Raw genomic sequence first — 16,714 nt, forward strand, 5'->3', positions numbered from 1 at the left:
GCTCGATGCCTCGAAACGCCGCAGCAGCGCCGCGAAGGCGGCGGCATTGCCGTGGAAGCGCGCCAGCGCAGCGGCGCAGTCAATGCCCGGCAGCGCCACGGGAAACGGTGGCGCGCCAACGGGCGTGGCGGGGTCTGGCCCCATGCGCGGCGCGTGGGTGGCGGTGACCTGCACGATGGTTGCCACCAGTTCGTCCACGTCGATCGGCTTGGCGACCATGTGTTCCATGCCCGCGGCGCGCGCCTCGTCGATGTCCGAGTCCAGCACATTGGCCGTCATCGCCACCAGCGGCAGCTCGGCCAACCCCATGGTGCGGATCGCGCGCGCGGCTTCGTAGCCATTCATCACCGGCATCTGGATATCCATCAGCACCACGTCGTAGCGCTGCGGATCGTCCTGCAGCAGGGCCACGGCGATGCGGCCGTTGGCGGCCACCTCCACCGCGGCGCCGGCGTGCTGCAGGATGAAGGTGGCGACTTCCTGGTTGATCTCATTGTCCTCGACCAGCAGCACGCGCCGGCCACCGAGTTTGCCCGTGAGCGGCGTCGAGATGCGCAGCGCGGCGGGTGCCGGCGGTCCGCCGCGCAATGCAATGATGGCCCGGACCACCTCCTCGCGCGTGGTGGGCTTGGCAACGGTGGTGCGGATGGGCAGACCGTCCGCGAGTTCGAGCAGGCGGTCCCGCTCGTGCTCGGGCACCAGCATGGCAAGCGGCGGCAGCGGAATGCCATCCTGCAGCGCCCACGCTACCAGGGAGAGGCCGTCCAGGTCCGGCATGGCGCTGTCGATGAAGGCGAGATCGGGCGCCGGACCGGTACGCAGGCGTTCCAGCGCCGCGCGTCCGCCTGCCACGATGTCCGCCTGCCAGCCGAAGTAGCGGCACACGTCCGCGAGGCCGCGCGCGGCGTGCGGGTTGTCGTCGGCGATGAGGACCCGCAGCCCGGTGGCCCGCACATGGCCGGGCAGTGCGAGGCTGGCCGCATCGGTGGGGCGGCCCAGGCGGACGCGCAGGCGGAATTCGGAGCCGCGTTCGAGCTCGCTGCTCAGGGTCAGCTCCCCGCCCATCAGGCGCGCCAGCCGGCGGCTGATCGGCAGGCCGAGTCCCGCGCCGCCATATTTCCGGCTGCTGGAGGTATCGCCTTGCGAGAAGGCCTCGAACATGGCTTCGTGGCGGTCCGGCGCAATACCGATGCCGGTGTCGCGCACCGCGAATTCCAGGTCCACGCTGTCTGCGTCGCGTCCCAGCAGGCGCACCGCGAGCACCACCTCGCCATGCTCGGTGAACTTGATGCCGTTGCTGAAGAGGTTCAAGAGGATCTGCTGCAGCCGCAGCGGATCGCCCACCAGCTCGAGCGGCACGTCCGGCGCCACATCGAACACCGGCTCGATGCCTTTTTCCCAGGCCGGCCCGGCCAGCATGGTACTGACCGTATCCAGCACGTCGCACAGGATGAAGCGGACCTGTTCCAGCCGCAGCTCGCCGGCGTCGATGCGCGAGAAGTCGAGAATGTCCTGCAGGATGCCGAGCAGGGACTGGGTGGCGCGCCGAATCTTGCCTGCGTAGGCGCGCTCGCGCGGCTCCAGGGGCGCTTCTTCCAGCAGGCGCGCGAGTCCCATCACGGCGTTCATCGGCGTGCGGATCTCGTGGCTCATGTTGGCCACGAAGCGGGACTTGGCATCCGACGCCGCATGCGCCTGGTCCAGCGCGATCATCAGCTGTTCGTTGAGATGCTGGAGGCGCGCCTCGCTCATGCGCAGCATGCTTTCGCTCTGTTCGAGCTGGAAGCTGGCGGCCCGCAGCGCGGCTTCGGCCTCCTTGCGCTCCGTGATGTCGCGCACCGTGGACAGCATCACGCCACTGCCGCCGATGTTCACGCTGGTGAGGCGCACGTCGGCATCGAATTCGGTGCCATCCACGCGCCGGTGCCGCCACTCGAAGCGCGCGGTGTCCTCGTCCAGGGCCTGTTTGAGGTGGAGCGCGATCGCATCCTCGGAGCGCTGGCCGTCCGGCTGCCAGGGCGGGGACAGGGCGGCGGGCGAGGTGGCCAGCAGCTCGTCCACGGTGGCGAAGCCGTAGATCCCGGCCGCAGCCTGGTTGCCGCCCACGAAACCGGCGCTGAGCGTGACCAGCATGTGGGCGTCGCCCGAGCGTTCGTACAGGGCGCGGAACTGTTCCTCCTGGTCGCGGATGCGCTGCGCCTGCAGGCGTTCCGCGGTCACGTCGCGGATCATCGCCGCGACGCCTTCCACGCGGCCGTTGGCGAGCACCGGGTAGTAGCTGGCCTTGAGATGGCGCGCGCTGTCCGGCAGCGCGGGCAGCGTCACATTCAGCTCCACGTCCAGCAGCGGTTCGCGCGTGAGCAGCACCTGGCGGAAAAACTCTTCGTATTGCTGGCCCGCGGGTCCGAACACGTCCGCGTGGGAGCGGCCCACATGGTCCGCGGGCGCAATGCCACTCAGGACCGCGAGGTAGTCGTTGACCATCACGAAGCGCAGGTCCACGTCCAGCACGCACAGGCCGAATGGCGCGTGGGCGAAGACGGCGGCCAGGTAGGCCGTGGAGCGGGCCAGCTCCTCGGTGCGGGTGGTGACCAGCTGTTCCAGGTTGGTGCGGTAGCCCAGCAGTTCGGCGTCCACGGAGGCGAGCAGCTGCGCCACTTCGGCGGTTTCGCGCACGTGCATCGGCGGCACCGCGACAGGCGCGCCAGTGCCGAGGGCACGCGCGGGCCCGGTGAGGGCATGCACGGAGCGCGCGATGCGGCCGCCCAGGCGCCAGGCCAGCAACAGTCCTGCACCCAGCGCGATCGCGATGGTGATCGTCAGGCCACGCAGGGAGCCGGCCAGCAGTTCGCGCACCGTGGCCCGCGGGTAGGAGGTGAGCACGATCCAGTCCGGGTGGCGGGCCACGCGGCGCCAGGTGCTGTACACCGGCGTCCGGTCGAGGCTCAGCACCGCGACGGTGCCGGAGTCCGCACGCTGGGCGTCGCGCACGATTTCGTCCCGTGCGAGGGTGCCGGTCCAGTGGGCGTGTCCTGGCCGCCGGTCGATCACCTTGGCCCGGCTGTCGATGATGGCCATCGACCAGCCGGGCTCGAGCAGCTGGCGGTCCGTCAGCGTGGCCACGCGGGGCATGTCGATCAGGCCCACGAGCAGGGTCCCCGCCGCATCCTGTAGCGGCAGCGCCACCCCGATCCAAGGCTGGCCGCGGGTGTCCCGCAGCAGCGGCAACTCGGCGGGGCCGCCCCGGGCAGCGGCGGCTGCGAGCACCTCAGGAGGTAATGCGCCACTGGCGGCGCCCCGGGTGTCGGCCAGGGTGTGGCCATCGGCGCCCACCAGCAGCACGGCAGCCAGCGCTCCGTCCGCCGCGAGGCTGGCGCGGGCATGGGCCATGATGGCGTCGGGGCGTGGGGGCATGCCGGCCAGGCCGGGTGCGGTGGCGAGGCTGCGCAGGGTGGCATGCGCAAGGGTCAGATGCGCGTCGACCGCCTGGTCGAGCGTGTAGACCGCGCGGAGCGCAGCGGCCTGCAGTTCCGTGCGGCGCAGGAGAAACACCTCATACGTCAGGGCGCCGAAACCGAGCACGGCCGGAACCAGGCATGCCAGCACCAGCTTGGCCGTCTTGGACCGGATCGAGGGCAGGCGCTTATGCGACGGATGGAGCATCAGGGGCGCGCGTGTTTGGCCAGCTCCAGTTTGGCGATGGCGTTGCGGTGCACCTCGTCCGGCCCGTCCGCCAGGCGCAGGGTGCGGTTGTGGGCCCATTGCTGGGCCAGCGGAAATTCGTCGGAGACTCCGGCCGCGCCATGGGCCTGGATGGACCAGTCCAGCACCTGCTGGGCCACATTGGGGGCGAGCACCTTGATCATGGCGATCTCGGCTTGGGCAGCCTTGTTGCCGACGGTGTCCATCATGTAGGCGGCCTTCAGGGTCAGCAGGCGCGCGGTGTCGATCTGGATGCGGGACTCGGCAATGCGCTCGCGCCACACGCCCTGTTCTGAGATCTTGCGCCCAAATGCGACACGGGTGTCCAGGCGCTGGCACATCAGTTCGAGCGCGCGTTCGGCCACCCCGATGGCGCGCATGCAGTGGTGGATGCGGCCGGGGCCGAGACGGCCCTGGGCGATCTCGAAGCCGCGGCCCGCGCCGAGCAGGAGGTTGGAGGCGGGCACCCGCACGTTCTCGAACAGGATCTCGCAATGGCCGTGCGGCGCATCGTCGTAGCCGAACACGGGCAGAGGACGCTTGATGGTCACGCCCGGGGTGTCGGCGGGCACCAGGATCATGGATTGCTGCTGGTGGCGGGCGGCCTGCGGATCGGTCTTGCCCATCAGGATGAAGATGCGGCAGCGCGGATCGCCGGCGCCGGAAATCCACCATTTGTGGCCATTGATGACATAACTGTCGCCATCCTTCTCGATGCGGGTGGCGATGTTGGTGGCGTCCGACGACGCCACGCCGGGCTCGGTCATGGCGAAGGCGGAGCGGATGTCGCCGCGCAGCAGCGGCTCCAGCCATTGACGCTTGTGTTCCTCGCTGCCGTAGCGTTCCAGCGTCTCCATGTTGCCGGTGTCGGGCGCGCTGCAATTGAACACCTCGGGCGCCCACCAGACCCGGCCCATGATCTCGCACAGCGGCGCGTAGTCCAGGTTGGAGAGGCCCTCGGGCGCGCGCTCCGAGCGCGGCAGGAACAGGTTCCACAGGCCGCGTTCCCGGGCGATGGGCTTGAGGCGTTCGACGAGTTGCGTCGGAATCCACCGCGTCCCCTGTTCGCGGCCGTTGCGCGCCACTTCGTCGGAAAATGCCTGCTCGTTCGGGTAGATATGCTCATCCATGAAGGCGAGCAGCCGGCTCTGCAGATCGCGGCAGCGCTCGGAATAGTCGAAGTCCATTGCGTGTCCTTGTGGGGCGTTATGCAGTGTGTCCGGTCGCGTACTGCCAGCCGAGTTCTGCCATCGGGCGGGCGGCCTTGCCGTTCTCGAGGGCCTGGGCGCTGGCGGCGGTCCCGTCGACATAGCGCTTCATGATGCCCTGCATGATGCCGGCCAGCCGGAACATGTTGTACGCGAGGTAGAAGTTGAAGTCGGCCGCGATAATCGAGCGCCCGGTACGCTGGCAGTAGCGGGCGATGTACTCCTCCTGCGACGGGATGCCAAGCGCCTTGAGGTCCAGCCCGGCAATGCCGCGGAACTTGCCGGGGGCGATGTGCCAGCTCATGCAGTGGTAGGAGAAGTCGGCCGCCGGGTGGCCCAGCGTGGACAGCTCCCAGTCCAGCACGGCCAGGATGCGCGGTTCGGCCGGGTGGAAGATCAGGTTATCCATGCGGAAATCGCCGTGGACAATGGCGGTGTCATCACCGGGCGGGATGTGCCGCGGCAGCCAGTCGATCAAGCGCTCCATGGCCTCGATGGGTTCGGTCTCCGAGGCCTTGTATTGTTTGGTCCAGCGCTCGATCTGGCGTGCGAAGTAGTTGCCCGGCTTGCCATAGTCCTGCAGGCCGATGGCGGCGTAGTCGACCGTGTGCAGCTGGGCGATCACGCGGTTCATTTCGTCGTAGATGGCAGCCCGTTCGGCCGGGTTCATGCCGGGCAGGGACTGGTCCCACAGCACGCGGCCCTCGACGTACTCCATCACGTAGAAAGCGCGGCCAAGGATGCTTTCGTCGAGGCACAGCGCGTACTGGCGGGCGACCGGGAAACCGGTGCCGTGCAGCGCGTTCATCACGCGGAATTCGCGGTCGATGGCGTGGGCCGAGGGCAGCAGCCTGGCGGCCGGGCCCGGCTTGGTGCGCAGGACGTAATGCTGGCCGCCGGCGCTGAGCTTGAAGGTGGGGTTGGACTGGCCGCCCTTGAATTGGGCCACGTCGAGAGCGCCGCTGCGGTAGCCGTCCACATGCTCGGCCAGCCAGGCCTCCAGGGCCGCAACGTCGAACTTCTGGCGCTCCGACACCGGTTTGGTGCCCATCATCTCTTCGAACATCGGTCCCCCTCCGTTGTGCTGGATTCTAGCGTACCGCCGCACGGCCGTGCCATGTCAGTGGCCGCGGGAGCGGGCGTACTGCTCGTACAGCCGCTCCATGGTGGTCGCGCGGCTGGCATGCTGGAGCGGAGCGGCCGGGCTGTAGTTGGTGAAGCGGACCACCCAATCGTCCGCGCCCACGTCGATGGCGTTGATGCAGCCTGCGCTTTGCGACAGGCCGCCGAGGAACAGGCGCTGGCCGGTCAGCGCGCGCGACAGGATCGCGCGGTTGACGCCGCCGTGCAGGACCAGCAGGACGGTCTCCCAGCCGGCGTCGGCGAGCAGCCGGTCCAGCGCCGGATGCACGCGGTCCATCAGTTCGCCCACGGACTCGCCGCCCAGGAAGCGGGCGTCCTCCGCCACGGCACCCGCGAACACGCCGGTGAAGGCAGCGCGCAGCTCGGCGTCGGGAATCGCGGACAGGCGGCCGCCGCGAATTTCGGCCAGTTCCGGCCAGGATTCGATCACGCCGGGGTCCTGCGCCGATTCGGCCAGCACCAGGGTTGCAGTCTCCATCGTGCGCGGCAAGCCGGAGACGATCACGCGGTCGAAGCGCACGCCTTCGGCACCGAACACCCGGCCCGCCGCGCTGGCCTGCGCGCGGCCTTCCTCGGTCAAAGGGACCTGTTCGGGCAGGAAGGGTTTGCCCGCGGCGTCGAAATACGTGACGCTGCCATGCCGCATCAGGTAGATGCGCCGCCGCTGCGCCTCAGTCATCAGAAGAAGACCGCCGTGCGGGTGATCACGTTGCCGGCATTGGTGTAGGGCGCGGTGGCGCGCACGGTGCCGGTGGTGGCCACGCCATCGTCCAGCTTGCTGTCCAGTTGCTGGGCGAAAGTGTCCGGCAAGTTGTCGAAACGGATGCCATTGCCGCCGCGTCCGCCAACGGTGTCGTTGTAGATGTAGACCGCGCCGCCCTGGGCGCTGGTCATGAAGTCGGTGGAGCCGTTGTAGGTGCCGGTGATGAAGCCGCCGAGGGCGAGGTGCTGGGGCGCGCCCAGGTATTCCGTAATCTGGCCGTCGCCGTTGCCGTTGTTGAGCGCGCCGGGGACGTGGGTGGTGGCCATGACATCGTCGCCGGGCAGGGCGCGGAACTTGTCCTGGTAGCCGTTGACGGCCGCGGACAGCGAGCTCGACTGCTGGATGATGTTCTTCACCTTGGCGCTGTCGATCAGGGCTTGCCCCTTGAGCACGCCGCCCAGCAGCAAGCCGATGATGACCAGGACGATGGCGATCTCAACGAGCGTGAAGCCGCGTTGATGTTTGGAAAATGCTTGCATGGATGTCCTTTGGGTGAGGCTGCCAGTCTAGCAAAAAGGCTGTGCTGGAGACAGCGGTGTTCTATTTCCTTAGGGCGTTTTTGGCTTCCAAGGCGCGCAGTTTGGCGTCCAGGAAACGCAGTTCGTTGGGGTCGCTGATCTGGCCACTGGCGATCAGGCCGCCGATGATGGCGCGGGCGGTGTCCAGCTCATCGGCGTCTTCGGCGAACAGCGCGTCGAGCTCGCGGGTCCAGGGTGGCGCCTTCGGTGCCTGCTCGCGGATGGCGCGCGCGTATTGCCGGGCGAGGGGCAGGTCGTGCAGGCGGTGGCGGGCGATCAGGGCGGCTTGGGCCATCCAGGGCCAGCGGCGCTGCGGGTCGCGGGCGAATTCGGTGTGCACGAAATCGAGCATGGTGCGCACGCGCTGCGGGTCGTTGACGGCGGCGTAGACTTCGCTCGCGGCCAGCAGAGGGTATTGCGAGCGCGGGTCGAGGTCGAGGGCCAGGGCGAGCCAGTCACGGATGCGGGTGTAGTCCAGCGTGTGCAGACCGGTGCTGCCAGCGGCCTGGTCGTCGTGGCCCTGCAGGTAGAGCATCAGGCCGCGCGCTGCGGCCAGCGGGTCGCCGAGAGAGGCCAGGCGTGCCACCGCGTCCGGTGGCGCGGGAGGCAGCGGCTCGATGTGCGGGCGGGCGCGCGGGGACCAGGTGTGCCAGGCGATTTGCAGGAGGAGGGCGGCGGCTAGCGGCGGCCACAGGGCGGCGCGCTTCATTCGATCTCCTTGCGGGACAGGTCGAACGAAGCCGCGGCCAGCAGGAGCAGCAGGTAGATGGCGGCCTGGCCGAGGCAAAGCAGGAGATCCGCAGCGGTGCCGGTGCCGTAGACCAGCCACTCGGTCCGCGCGAAAGTGTCCAGGCCGGGCAACAGATGCGCGAGTCCACGCGCCACGCCATCCGTGAGCGTGCCGGTGGCGGACACCGCGCCTCCCGCCAGCGCGCTTGCGCTGCCCGCCGTTGCGCCGCCAGCCGCCCCACCGGTGGCCAACGCGCTCGCGCTGCCTGATGCGGCTGCGGCGGCGCCGTGGCCTGCGAGGAGCACGATGCTCGCCATGACGCGGGACAGGACGTAGAAGGCGAGCGTCGCGGCCAGGGCAGCGGTGGCGTGGCCGATGCCGCTGGCGCAGAAGAGGGCGAAGCCGGCGACGATGCCGGCTTCACAGGCCAGTGTGGTACACCACAGCAGGCATTGCGCGGTCGGCGCGAGCGGCAGCAGCGGCAGCGTGAAGATCACCGCCCCCGCCAACGCCACCGCGCACAGTCCCGCAAGCTTGCCAGCCAGGTAGCGGTGCCGCGGCATCGGTAGTGCCAGCAGCAGGTCACGCACCCGGTCATCCGCCTCCCGCACCACGCTCTGCGCCGCAAACGCCGCAACCAGGAACGCCAACACCAGCCGCAGCGCGGATGCCAGCAGCGCCGCCTGCAGTTGCCGCGTCTCGGTCAGCGCCAGCGCGCCAATGAATCCCGCAGCCCCGTAAGCACCCAAGGCCACGCAACCAAACACCCACGCCAGCCGGCTGCGCAGCGCTTCCAGCACCGTGCTGCGCGCGAGAGCGGCCACCGTCTGCAGCACGGTGGCGCGGGCAGGGGCGGCCAGCTTCTCCATCACAATCACCGCGGAAGCGCGCCCGCCGCCACCATGCGGCTGAACAGCACGTTCGGCGACAGCCACACCACCAGGTCGTCGAACTCCCCGCCCGGCGCCCGCGCATCGCTGGGCGGCCGCGTGACGAACGCGATGCCGCCCATCGCATTGGTCCGCTCGTCCTGATTGGCCGCCCCCACGCCCGCCACCGGGACGCCCGTCTCACTGACCGCACCCAGCCCATTGCGCCCATGCGACACTACCACCGCCGGCACGTCATTGATGCCGCTCGCGGTGACGAGATTCCCGCGCGAATCCCGCGTTCCGATGGTGATATCCCGCGGCGTGGCCAGTCCGAACAGCACCTGGCTGTTCGAGAACGCCGGGGTCACCGAGTAGCGCAGCATGTGCCCCCAGCCATCCGCCTTGGCCACGCCCAGTGTCGCCCACGGCAGCAGGCCGTCGCGCCGTCCACCCGTGCAGTAGCCACCGCTGCGGTCTTCCAGCCCATTGCTGGCCGAGATGGCCGGGCAGGGCAGATAGCCATTCCGCAGCGCGAAACCGGTCAGCGCTTCACGTGCTTCATCGAGCACGCGTTGTGTCTCGCTGATGCGCCGCTGTTCGAACTGCGTCTGCAGTGGCGTCATCAAGCCGCCAATCATCAGCCCGACAATCACCAGCACGATCGCCAGCTCGACCAGGCTGAAACCACCCTGCATCCGGCGGCTCATGGCAGCACCCGCGCCTGCGCCATCGGCGCGTACAGCTGCTGCGGATCGATCCACACCAGCAGGTCGTCGAACGGCCCGCCCGGCGCGCGCGCATCATCGGTCGTGGGCCGCACCATGAAATTGAGCGTGGCGACGTTATTCGCCGCCTCGTCGACATTCCCCTGCGACCCGTTGGCCTGCACGATGCCCGCCGCATTGATGCCGAAGTTGTTGCGCCCATTCGAATACACGACCGCCGCCTCGCACGGACTGCCCAGCGTGCAGTCGGGGTTCCCCGCCCGGTAGACGATCTGGCCACCACCCACGCGCGTGAGCACCGTCTTGGTGGCGACGGCGGAGGTCCGCTGCAGGGGCGCGCTGGTGTACACCGGCGTCACGCTGTAGCGCAGCAGCTTGCCCCAGGCATCCGTGCGTGGCACGCCGAGCGTGGTCCACGGCAGCAGCCCAGTACACGCGGCCTCGCTTACGCACGGCGCCGGGTTTTCATTGCCGTCAGTGGCAGAGATGGCCGGACGGGGCAGGCGGCCATGCGTCACCGCGAATCCGATCAACGCCTCCCGCGCCTCCTGCAATGCCGCCATGGTGCGCTGCTCTCGCGCGCTGTCCAGGCGTGGACTGCCCATGGCACTCATGAACAGCGACGCCGCCCCCAGTCCGATCACCGCGACCAGGATCAGGAGTGCCTGCCCGGACTGTCGGTCACTGCGTGGCATCGTGCACAGCTCCGGTGGTGGGGTCGACCTGCTGGCCAGGCTTGGCCTGCGCCTGGCCGCCGTTTGGCAGCGGCACCGCGACCGTAGGCTGGCGTGGCCCCGGCGCCGTCTTTACGTCGCCACCCGTTTGCGGTGACTGGTTGATCCAGACCGTGGTCCGGCCATCGCTGCGGCGGACCACGCCGTTGACCGTCAGCGGGGCCGGTGGCGGCGGTGGCGGCGCTGGTGCGGCGGTGGCATCGGGCAACGTCACCGCGGTCTGCCCGCCTGCCGCGGATGCGCCGCCCATGCGCACCGCATCGAGGCGCTGGCGTTCCGATGGCGTCGTGAACAAACGGCCGAAGTGGATCGACTGAGCTGGCGCGGCCAGGGGCCAGGCTGCGGCGGCGATGAACAGCATGGCTGCGCAATGACGTGGACTCATGGCGGCGGCGCTCCGGGAACGGTGTTCATCGCGGCCGGCGCAGGCGGTGGGGGCGCCGGGCCGAGTGTCGCCCAATTCAGGGTGCAGTCGGCGGACAGGCGCGGTGCGTTGGCTGCGTCGGGCGGCACTTCCAGCCGCTTCATGCGGCATTCCTGAACGGTGTACAGCCCCGCCGCGCGCAAGTCGTCCAGGAGGTTGAACAGGTCCAGCTCATGCAGGAGGCCCATGTGCAGCTCCATGCGACTGGCGCGCAGCTGATAGTCGCCGAGCGCGATCGGCGCCGACATGGTCACCGCCTGCTGCGGCTCGATTTCGTAGCTCACCGACAGCAGGCGGCGCGTCGCCTGCGAGCGGCGGATGGTGTCGATCCACGCCAGCCGGTTCTCCTGCCCGACCATGCCCTGTTCGCGCAGGGCGAGAAAGCGCGGCTGGTACAGGTTGATCTCGCGCCGCTCGCGCTCCGTGTTCTGTAGCTTGTAGAGCGCCGCCTCGTGCACGCGGCGGGCCTGCTCCAGGTCGAACTGCGCGCGCCGCCGCATCCACCCGGTCGCGCCGATCAGCAGTACCGCGATCAGGAAAGCCACCAAAGCCACCACCAAGGGACGGCGCAGCACGCGTACGTCGCGCATGAAGGTGCGCTGCGGCGGCGCAGCGGCCGGTTTGCGCGCGGCGGGGGCGGTCATGGCTTCCATGTGACCCTCAATGCGAAACGTGGTTTGCCCGGCTCGGCCGCCAAGCCCGCCTTGCCGGACAGGCGGGCATTCGAGCGCACATCCACCGGTGGGGTCACGATGTCCACGGCCAGCCTGCGGTTGCGCGCCAGATCCAGCGCGAAGGCATTCATGGCATCCAGCACCGCGCGCGAGTCGTTCTCGGGCGCGTCGATCTCACCTTCGATACGGATGGTCTGCGGCGGTGGCGAGGGGATTCCCAAGGCAGAAGAATAGATGGGCGCCGGGGCATCGGTTGGCTGGCCCGCCTGCTGCAGCGGGTTCGCCGCGCCGCCCGCGGCCGGCGGGGCGCCACTGGGCACCTGCCATTCCAGCGACAGGAGGGTGATCGCCGGGGCGCGGTCCAGTGAATCGCTCACGATGGCGGTGAGTGCCAGCGGTTGCGGGCCTTGCATGCGCAGCGTCTCGTCCACCGTGACGGCGGCGCGCATGTTGACGGTGCGCGCGGCGGCAGGCGGCAGGGTCGCCATCACGGCGCGGTAGCGGGCTTCGAACTGCGGCGCCTCGGCGGTCAGGCGCGCGGCCGTGTTGTTGGCATCCACCGTCGCCCACACGTTGTAGACCGTGGCCGCCAGGGCTGCGGCGACCAGCCCCGCCGAGCCGGCGTACAGGCCGATGCGCGTCTGCCAGAGCCGGAACAGGTGCCCCGCCGCGCCGGTCGGGTAGTGCGACGCCGGTGGATTGCGGCCGACAAGGGTCAGCAGCAGCGTGTCCGCCAGCCGCGGCACCTCGCGCATCCGCAGGCGCGCCGCCGCCGTTTCCATGTCGACGAAATGGAAGGCGATCTCCGGCCCATCCTCGCAGGCCCGCTCCAGCGCCGGGATCTCGTCGCGCGGGGCCAGCACCACCGTTTGTAGCAGGTCGCCGCGCCCCGTCAGGCGGGTGCTGGTGAGGAACTGCTGCATGCGGTCCGTTTCTTCCGCTACCACATCCGCCAGGCGCTCGTCCGCGGTCATGGTGGTGAGGCGGCTGAACTTGAGGTGGCGGCCCTGGAAATAGGTCTGGCGCAGGCCCGCCGAATCGATCGTGATGAGCAGCAGATGGTCCTGCGCCATCGCCAGGCTGCGCACCAGCATCATCGCCAGGAAGGGCGCCGAGTACAGGGCCCCCAGCGGCACCCCGGCCTGGCCGATCACGTTCACCCAGGGCTGCACCGCGCCCGGATTGGTGATGGCAGAGAACAGCACCTGGTCGTCGCGCCGCCCGGCGGCTTCGCGGCCCTGGATCAGCGCGTGGCGGAACGGCGTATCGCGATAGGCGAGGTTCATGCGGCGCGCAATCAGGCCGCGGCGTGCGCGCCCGCTCACGTGCGGCAGCAGCTGCCGCTGGAAGTCTTCCTCTACCATGTCCGCGATCAGGTAGGCCGGGCGATCCGGATTCTCGCGCAGGTACTGGGTGAACGCGTCCATGCCCGCGCGGTCGGCCAGGAAGTGGCGCGGCTCGGACAGGCGCCCGCGCTGCCACTGGTAGGCGCACAGGTGTTCGTTCGTCAGGAAGAAGAGTTGTTTGGGCAGCACGCGCGTCACCTCATGTTCTTAGCGTGCTGAGGGTGTCGTAGATCGGCCCGAGCACCGACAGCATGATCCAGCCGAGCAGCAGTCCCAGGACCACCGTCATGGTCGGCTCGATCAGGGACTGCACCCGCTCGATCAGTTCGCGCACCTCGCGGTTGTAAAAGTAGCTCACGTTGCGCATCGCGCCTTCCAGGTCGCCCGTGGTCTCGCCGACCCGCAGCATGCGCAGCACCAGCGGCGGAAAGATGCCGGTGGCCTGGAACGCCGCCGCCACGCCCTGGCCTTCCGAGATCAGCTGGCCGGCGCGGCGCAGTGCGGCCGCCACCATGCGGTTGCCGACGATGCCTTCCGAAAGCCGGATGCATTCGAGGATGGTGATGCCGCTGCCGTACATCAGGCCAAAGAAGGTGGCGAAGCGCGCCAGGATCATCTTGTGCAGCACCTCGCCGACCAGCGGGGCGCGCAGCTTGAGCGCGTCCGCATACAGACGCGCCTCGTCGTTGCGGCGCAGCCAGGCGCGGGTCGCGAACCAGCCGATGAGCGGCAGGCCGATGATCAGGTACCAGAAGTGGATGAAGATCCCGGAGACGAAGATCAGGGCACGCGTGTGCAGCGGCAGCTCGCCGCCCATGTTGCGGATGAAGGTGGTCAGCTGCGGCACCAGCACGATCATCAGAAAGAACATCACGCCCAGCACCACCACCATCACCAGCAGCGGGTAGCTGATGATCTTCTTCATCTGTGCGGCCTGCTCGTCCTGCCAGCGCAGGCTCTCGGTGAGGTTGCGGAAGACGTCGGTCAGGTGCCCGCTCGATTCGCCCGCGCGCACCAGGCTGACGAAGGTATTGTCGAATACCTCGTCGTGGTGGCCCAGGGCCACCGAGAGCGGCTGGCCGCCTTCGATGGATTCGATCAGGTCCGTGACGATCTCGCGCATGCGCGGGTGGTCGAGCGAGTCGCGCAGGTCGGCCAGGCCTTCCAGGATCGGCACGCCGGCCCCGGTCAGCTGCTCCATGTGGAAGCAGAAGTTGATCAGGTCTGCGCGCCGCACCCGGCGCGCGCCGAAGGCCACGTCCTTTTGCCCGCTCAGGTGGAAGTCGATCAGGTCGAGCTCCATGCGGCGCAGGCGCAGCTCCAGGTCCGCGCTGTTGGACGCGTCCATCGCGCCGGGCACGATGCGGCCGGCTAGGTCCATGGCGCGGTAGGCGTAGAGCGGCATCACGCGAGCCTGTCGGTCAGGTCCACGACACGGGAGACTTCGTCCAGCGACGTCGTCCCCTCCAAGACGCGGCGCATGCCCTCGTCGATCAGCGTGCGGAAGCCGTTGGCGATGGCGTGGTTGCGCAGCTCGCGGTTGGAGGCGCGGCGCGCGATCAGCTCATCGATCTCCGGCGTCACCTTGAGGATCTCCATGATCGCCATGCGTCCCCGGTAGCCCTGGTGGCTGCACTGCGGGCAGCCGACCGCACGGTAGATGGTGGCGGGAGGCTCCTCTCCGCCAAGCCCCAGCAGGCGCCGTTCCAGGCCGCCGGCGATGAACGGTTCCTTGCAGTGCACGCACAGCCGCCGCACCAGGCGTTGGGCGATGATGCCGATGATGTTCCCGGCCATGATGTCCGGCACGATGCCGATGTCCAGCAGCCGCGAGATGGAGCCGATGGCGGAGTTGGTATGCAGGGTCGAATACACCTGGTGTCCGGTCATGGCGGCGGAGAAGGCCATCTCCGCGGTGTCCGGATCGCGGATCTCGCCGACCAGGATCACGTCCGGGTCCTGCCGCATCATGGAGCGGATGCCGTCCGCGAAGGTGAGCTTGACCGCCTCGTTCACGGAGGTCTGGCGGATCATGTTCATCGGGTACTCGACCGGGTCTTCGAGCGTCATGATGTTGATGCTCTCGGTATTGATGTGGTTGAGGATCGAGTACAGGGTGGTGGTCTTGCCGCTGCCCGTGGGGCCGGTGACGAGGATGACGCCGTCGGGCCGCGCGATGATCAGGCGCAGCATGTGCAGCTCGTCCTCGTTCAGGCCCAGGCCCTCCAGCGGGACGATCCCCTTCTGGCGGTCCAGCACCCGCAGCACCACGTTCTCGCCGTGCGTGGTGGGCTGGGCCGAGGCGCGGAAGTCGATGCTGCGGCCACTGAACTTGATCGAGATGCGGCCGTCCTGCGGGGCGCGCGATTCGGCGATGTTCATCCCGCTCATCACCTTCAGGCGCACCACCATGGCGGGCCAGTAGGATTTGTGCAGGCTGCGGATCTGGCGCAGGATGCCGTCGATGCGGTAGCGGATACGCAGGAACGACTGCTCCGGCTCGAAGTGGATGTCCGAGGCGCCGTTCTGCACCGCGTCGGCCAGCAGGGCGTCGATCAGGCGCACCATGGGCTGGCTGTATTCGTCGCTGGTCGCCGCGAGCGACGAGTAATTGACTTCGCCGGTCTCGATCTCGTGCAGGATGCCGTCGATGGAGAGCTCGAAGCCGTAGTACTGGTCGATGGCCCGTGCGATGTCCGACTCACCGACCAGGATCGGCGTGATCTCGATGCCCTTGACCAGCATGGCGCTGATCTGGTCCAGCGCCACGATGTTGCTGGTGTCGGCCATGGCCAGGATCAGGTTGTCCGTATCGCGCTCGTACACGATGGGGAAGACGCGATAGCGCTTGGCCACTTCCTTCGGAATCAGTTTGAGCGCCACGGCATCGACCACCAGGTTGGTGAGGTCCGCGCTCTGCTGGTTCAGGTTTTCGGACAGCGCCTCGCGCACCGTGGCCTCGGTCACGAAGCCGAGCGTGATCAGCAGCTTGCCGAGGGGTTCGCTGGTGCGTTTCTGTTCGATGAGCGCGATCCGCAGCTGGTCTTCGCTGATGACGCCTTTCTGGATCAGCAGTTTGCCGAGCGGGATCTTGGGGTGGTGATGGTCTGCCATCTCGAATCAGCGCCCGCCCAGTTCCCGGATGCGGCGCGCGGCTGCGGTGCGGTCGAAACTGGCGCTGCGGCCCTCGGACAGGGCCAGCGCGCGCTGGTAGTAGTCGAGGGCGAGGCGCGGCTTGTTGACCCGGTCCAGGCCCACGGCGAGGTTGAACGCATAGTCGGCGTTCTCCGGCGCAGCGGCGAAGGCCTTGAAGTACTGCTGCTGGGCTTCGCTCCAGCGGCCCTGGCGCGCGTACAGGTTGCCGAGGGCGTAGAGGGCGTTCGGGGCCTCCGGGTTTCGAGCCAGGATGCGGCGCAGGCGGGACTCGGCCTGCGCCGGATCGGCGCCGCGCAGGGAGGCCAGGCCGGCCATGGCGTCCGGGTCGTCCGGATTCGATTCGAGCAGGCGGCCATAGATGTCGGCGGCGCGCTCGGTGTCGCGCTGGCGCAGGGCGACGGCGGCACTGCCCAGCAGCGCATCGCGATTGGCGGGGTCCTGCCGCAGCATCGCGGTGTACTGGGCGCGCGCGGTGTCGAGGTCGCCCTGGCGGAAGGCGGCGTAGGCGCCTTGCAGCAGTGGGTTGACCTGGGCGGCGGCGATGCTGTGGCTGACCTGGACGCTGGCGTTCCCCGCTGCGGAAGGGGGCAGAGCGACCGGTGCGGTCGTCGCGCCGGTGGGCACGCCGGATGGTGCGGCCGCAGCGCTGCCTGTGCCGCTGCTGGTAGTGATATTGATGCCGCCGGGCGCGCCGGGTGCGTTGCCGCCGTTCGCGAGGG

The 16,714-nt window shown here is 69.0% G+C and carries 15 protein-coding genes; all 15 read right to left on the reverse strand.

Annotation, left to right across the window (positions count from 1 at the left end):
* On the reverse strand, positions 1-3,663 hold a 3,663-nt coding region (locus tag E4L96_RS18800; RefSeq protein ID WP_135208746.1), incomplete at its 3' end, for a response regulator.
* Positions 3,663-4,889: an acyl-CoA dehydrogenase family protein gene (locus tag E4L96_RS18805; RefSeq protein WP_135208747.1), complete on the reverse strand. Its 1,227-nt coding sequence runs from the start codon at positions 4,887-4,889 to the stop codon at positions 3,663-3,665. The genes E4L96_RS18805 and E4L96_RS18800, both read right to left, overlap by 1 nt.
* A 19-nt stretch (positions 4,890-4,908) precedes the next feature.
* Positions 4,909-5,976 carry a phosphotransferase gene (locus E4L96_RS18810; RefSeq protein ID WP_135208748.1) on the reverse strand — a complete coding sequence of 356 codons (1,068 nt, stop codon included), beginning with the start codon at positions 5,974-5,976 and terminating at the stop codon, positions 4,909-4,911.
* 54 nt (positions 5,977-6,030) lie between these two features.
* A complete protein-coding gene (locus E4L96_RS18815) occupies positions 6,031-6,732 on the reverse strand; it encodes a histidine phosphatase family protein (protein ID WP_167758743.1) in 702 nt (233 codons plus the stop codon).
* The gene (locus E4L96_RS18820) at positions 6,732-7,295 is read right to left on the reverse strand and encodes a prepilin-type N-terminal cleavage/methylation domain-containing protein (protein WP_135208749.1); all 564 of its coding nucleotides are present in this window, start codon (positions 7,293-7,295) and stop codon (positions 6,732-6,734) included. Before E4L96_RS18820 ends, E4L96_RS18815 begins: the two co-directional genes overlap by 1 nt.
* Positions 7,296-7,356: 61 nt before the next feature.
* Complete coding sequence (locus E4L96_RS18825; RefSeq protein WP_135208750.1) at positions 7,357-8,043, reverse strand: hypothetical protein; 687 nt, start codon at positions 8,041-8,043, stop codon at positions 7,357-7,359.
* Entirely contained in the window at positions 8,040-8,933 is an 894-nt protein-coding gene (locus tag E4L96_RS18830) for an ABC transporter permease (protein WP_135208751.1), read from the reverse strand. The genes E4L96_RS18825 and E4L96_RS18830 overlap by 4 nt, the downstream gene beginning before the upstream one ends.
* 5 nt (positions 8,934-8,938) lie before the next feature.
* Positions 8,939-9,643 (reverse strand): type II secretion system protein, encoded by a 705-nt coding sequence (locus E4L96_RS18835; RefSeq protein WP_135208752.1) that lies wholly within the window; start codon positions 9,641-9,643, stop codon positions 8,939-8,941.
* Positions 9,640-10,356 (reverse strand): type II secretion system protein, encoded by a 717-nt coding sequence (locus tag E4L96_RS18840; RefSeq protein ID WP_135208753.1) that lies wholly within the window; start codon positions 10,354-10,356, stop codon positions 9,640-9,642. Before E4L96_RS18840 ends, E4L96_RS18835 begins: the two co-directional genes overlap by 4 nt.
* Positions 10,343-10,780: a hypothetical protein gene (locus E4L96_RS18845; RefSeq protein ID WP_135208754.1), complete on the reverse strand. Its 438-nt coding sequence runs from the start codon at positions 10,778-10,780 to the stop codon at positions 10,343-10,345. The genes E4L96_RS18840 and E4L96_RS18845 overlap by 14 nt, the downstream gene beginning before the upstream one ends.
* A complete protein-coding gene (locus E4L96_RS18850) occupies positions 10,777-11,472 on the reverse strand; it encodes a hypothetical protein (protein ID WP_135208755.1) in 696 nt (231 codons plus the stop codon). The genes E4L96_RS18845 and E4L96_RS18850 overlap by 4 nt, the downstream gene beginning before the upstream one ends.
* Positions 11,460-13,028: a hypothetical protein gene (locus tag E4L96_RS18855; protein ID WP_135208756.1), complete on the reverse strand. Its 1,569-nt coding sequence runs from the start codon at positions 13,026-13,028 to the stop codon at positions 11,460-11,462. Before E4L96_RS18855 ends, E4L96_RS18850 begins: the two co-directional genes overlap by 13 nt.
* 10 nt (positions 13,029-13,038) lie before the next feature.
* Positions 13,039-14,244, reverse strand: coding sequence for a type II secretion system F family protein (locus E4L96_RS18860; RefSeq protein WP_135208757.1), 1,206 nt, complete (start codon positions 14,242-14,244; stop codon positions 13,039-13,041).
* A complete protein-coding gene (locus tag E4L96_RS18865) occupies positions 14,244-15,953 on the reverse strand; it encodes a GspE/PulE family protein (RefSeq protein ID WP_135208758.1) in 1,710 nt (569 codons plus the stop codon). The genes E4L96_RS18860 and E4L96_RS18865 overlap by 1 nt, the downstream gene beginning before the upstream one ends.
* 6 nt (positions 15,954-15,959) lie before the next feature.
* Positions 15,960-16,714, reverse strand: a 755-nt coding sequence (locus tag E4L96_RS18870) for a tetratricopeptide repeat protein (RefSeq protein WP_135208759.1), incomplete at its 5' end; no start/stop codon positions are given.

This window comes from Zemynaea arenosa (assembly GCF_004614185.1).
GTDB classification, from domain to species: domain Bacteria; phylum Pseudomonadota; class Gammaproteobacteria; order Burkholderiales; family Burkholderiaceae_D; genus Telluria; species Telluria arenosa.

Excerpts from the sequence above, each read along its gene's own strand:
- E4L96_RS18805 (WP_135208747.1), bottom strand. The coding sequence starts at position 4,889 with ATGGACTTCGACTATTCCGAGCGCTGCCGCGATCTGCAGAGCCGGCTG.
- E4L96_RS18810 (WP_135208748.1), bottom strand. The coding sequence starts at position 5,976 with ATGTTCGAAGAGATGATGGGCACCAAACCGGTGTCGGAGCGCCAGAAG.
- E4L96_RS18815 (WP_167758743.1), bottom strand. The coding sequence starts at position 6,732 with ATGACTGAGGCGCAGCGGCGGCGCATCTACCTGATGCGGCATGGCAGC.
- E4L96_RS18820 (WP_135208749.1), bottom strand. The coding sequence starts at position 7,295 with ATGCAAGCATTTTCCAAACATCAACGCGGCTTCACGCTCGTTGAGATC.
- E4L96_RS18825 (WP_135208750.1), bottom strand. The coding sequence starts at position 8,043 with ATGAAGCGCGCCGCCCTGTGGCCGCCGCTAGCCGCCGCCCTCCTCCTG.
- E4L96_RS18830 (WP_135208751.1), bottom strand. The coding sequence starts at position 8,933 with ATGGAGAAGCTGGCCGCCCCTGCCCGCGCCACCGTGCTGCAGACGGTG.
- E4L96_RS18835 (WP_135208752.1), bottom strand. The coding sequence starts at position 9,643 with ATGAGCCGCCGGATGCAGGGTGGTTTCAGCCTGGTCGAGCTGGCGATC.
- E4L96_RS18840 (WP_135208753.1), bottom strand. The coding sequence starts at position 10,356 with ATGCCACGCAGTGACCGACAGTCCGGGCAGGCACTCCTGATCCTGGTC.
- E4L96_RS18845 (WP_135208754.1), bottom strand. The coding sequence starts at position 10,780 with ATGAGTCCACGTCATTGCGCAGCCATGCTGTTCATCGCCGCCGCAGCC.
- E4L96_RS18850 (WP_135208755.1), bottom strand. The coding sequence starts at position 11,472 with ATGGAAGCCATGACCGCCCCCGCCGCGCGCAAACCGGCCGCTGCGCCG.
- E4L96_RS18860 (WP_135208757.1), bottom strand. The coding sequence starts at position 14,244 with ATGCCGCTCTACGCCTACCGCGCCATGGACCTAGCCGGCCGCATCGTG.
- E4L96_RS18865 (WP_135208758.1), bottom strand. The coding sequence starts at position 15,953 with ATGGCAGACCATCACCACCCCAAGATCCCGCTCGGCAAACTGCTGATC.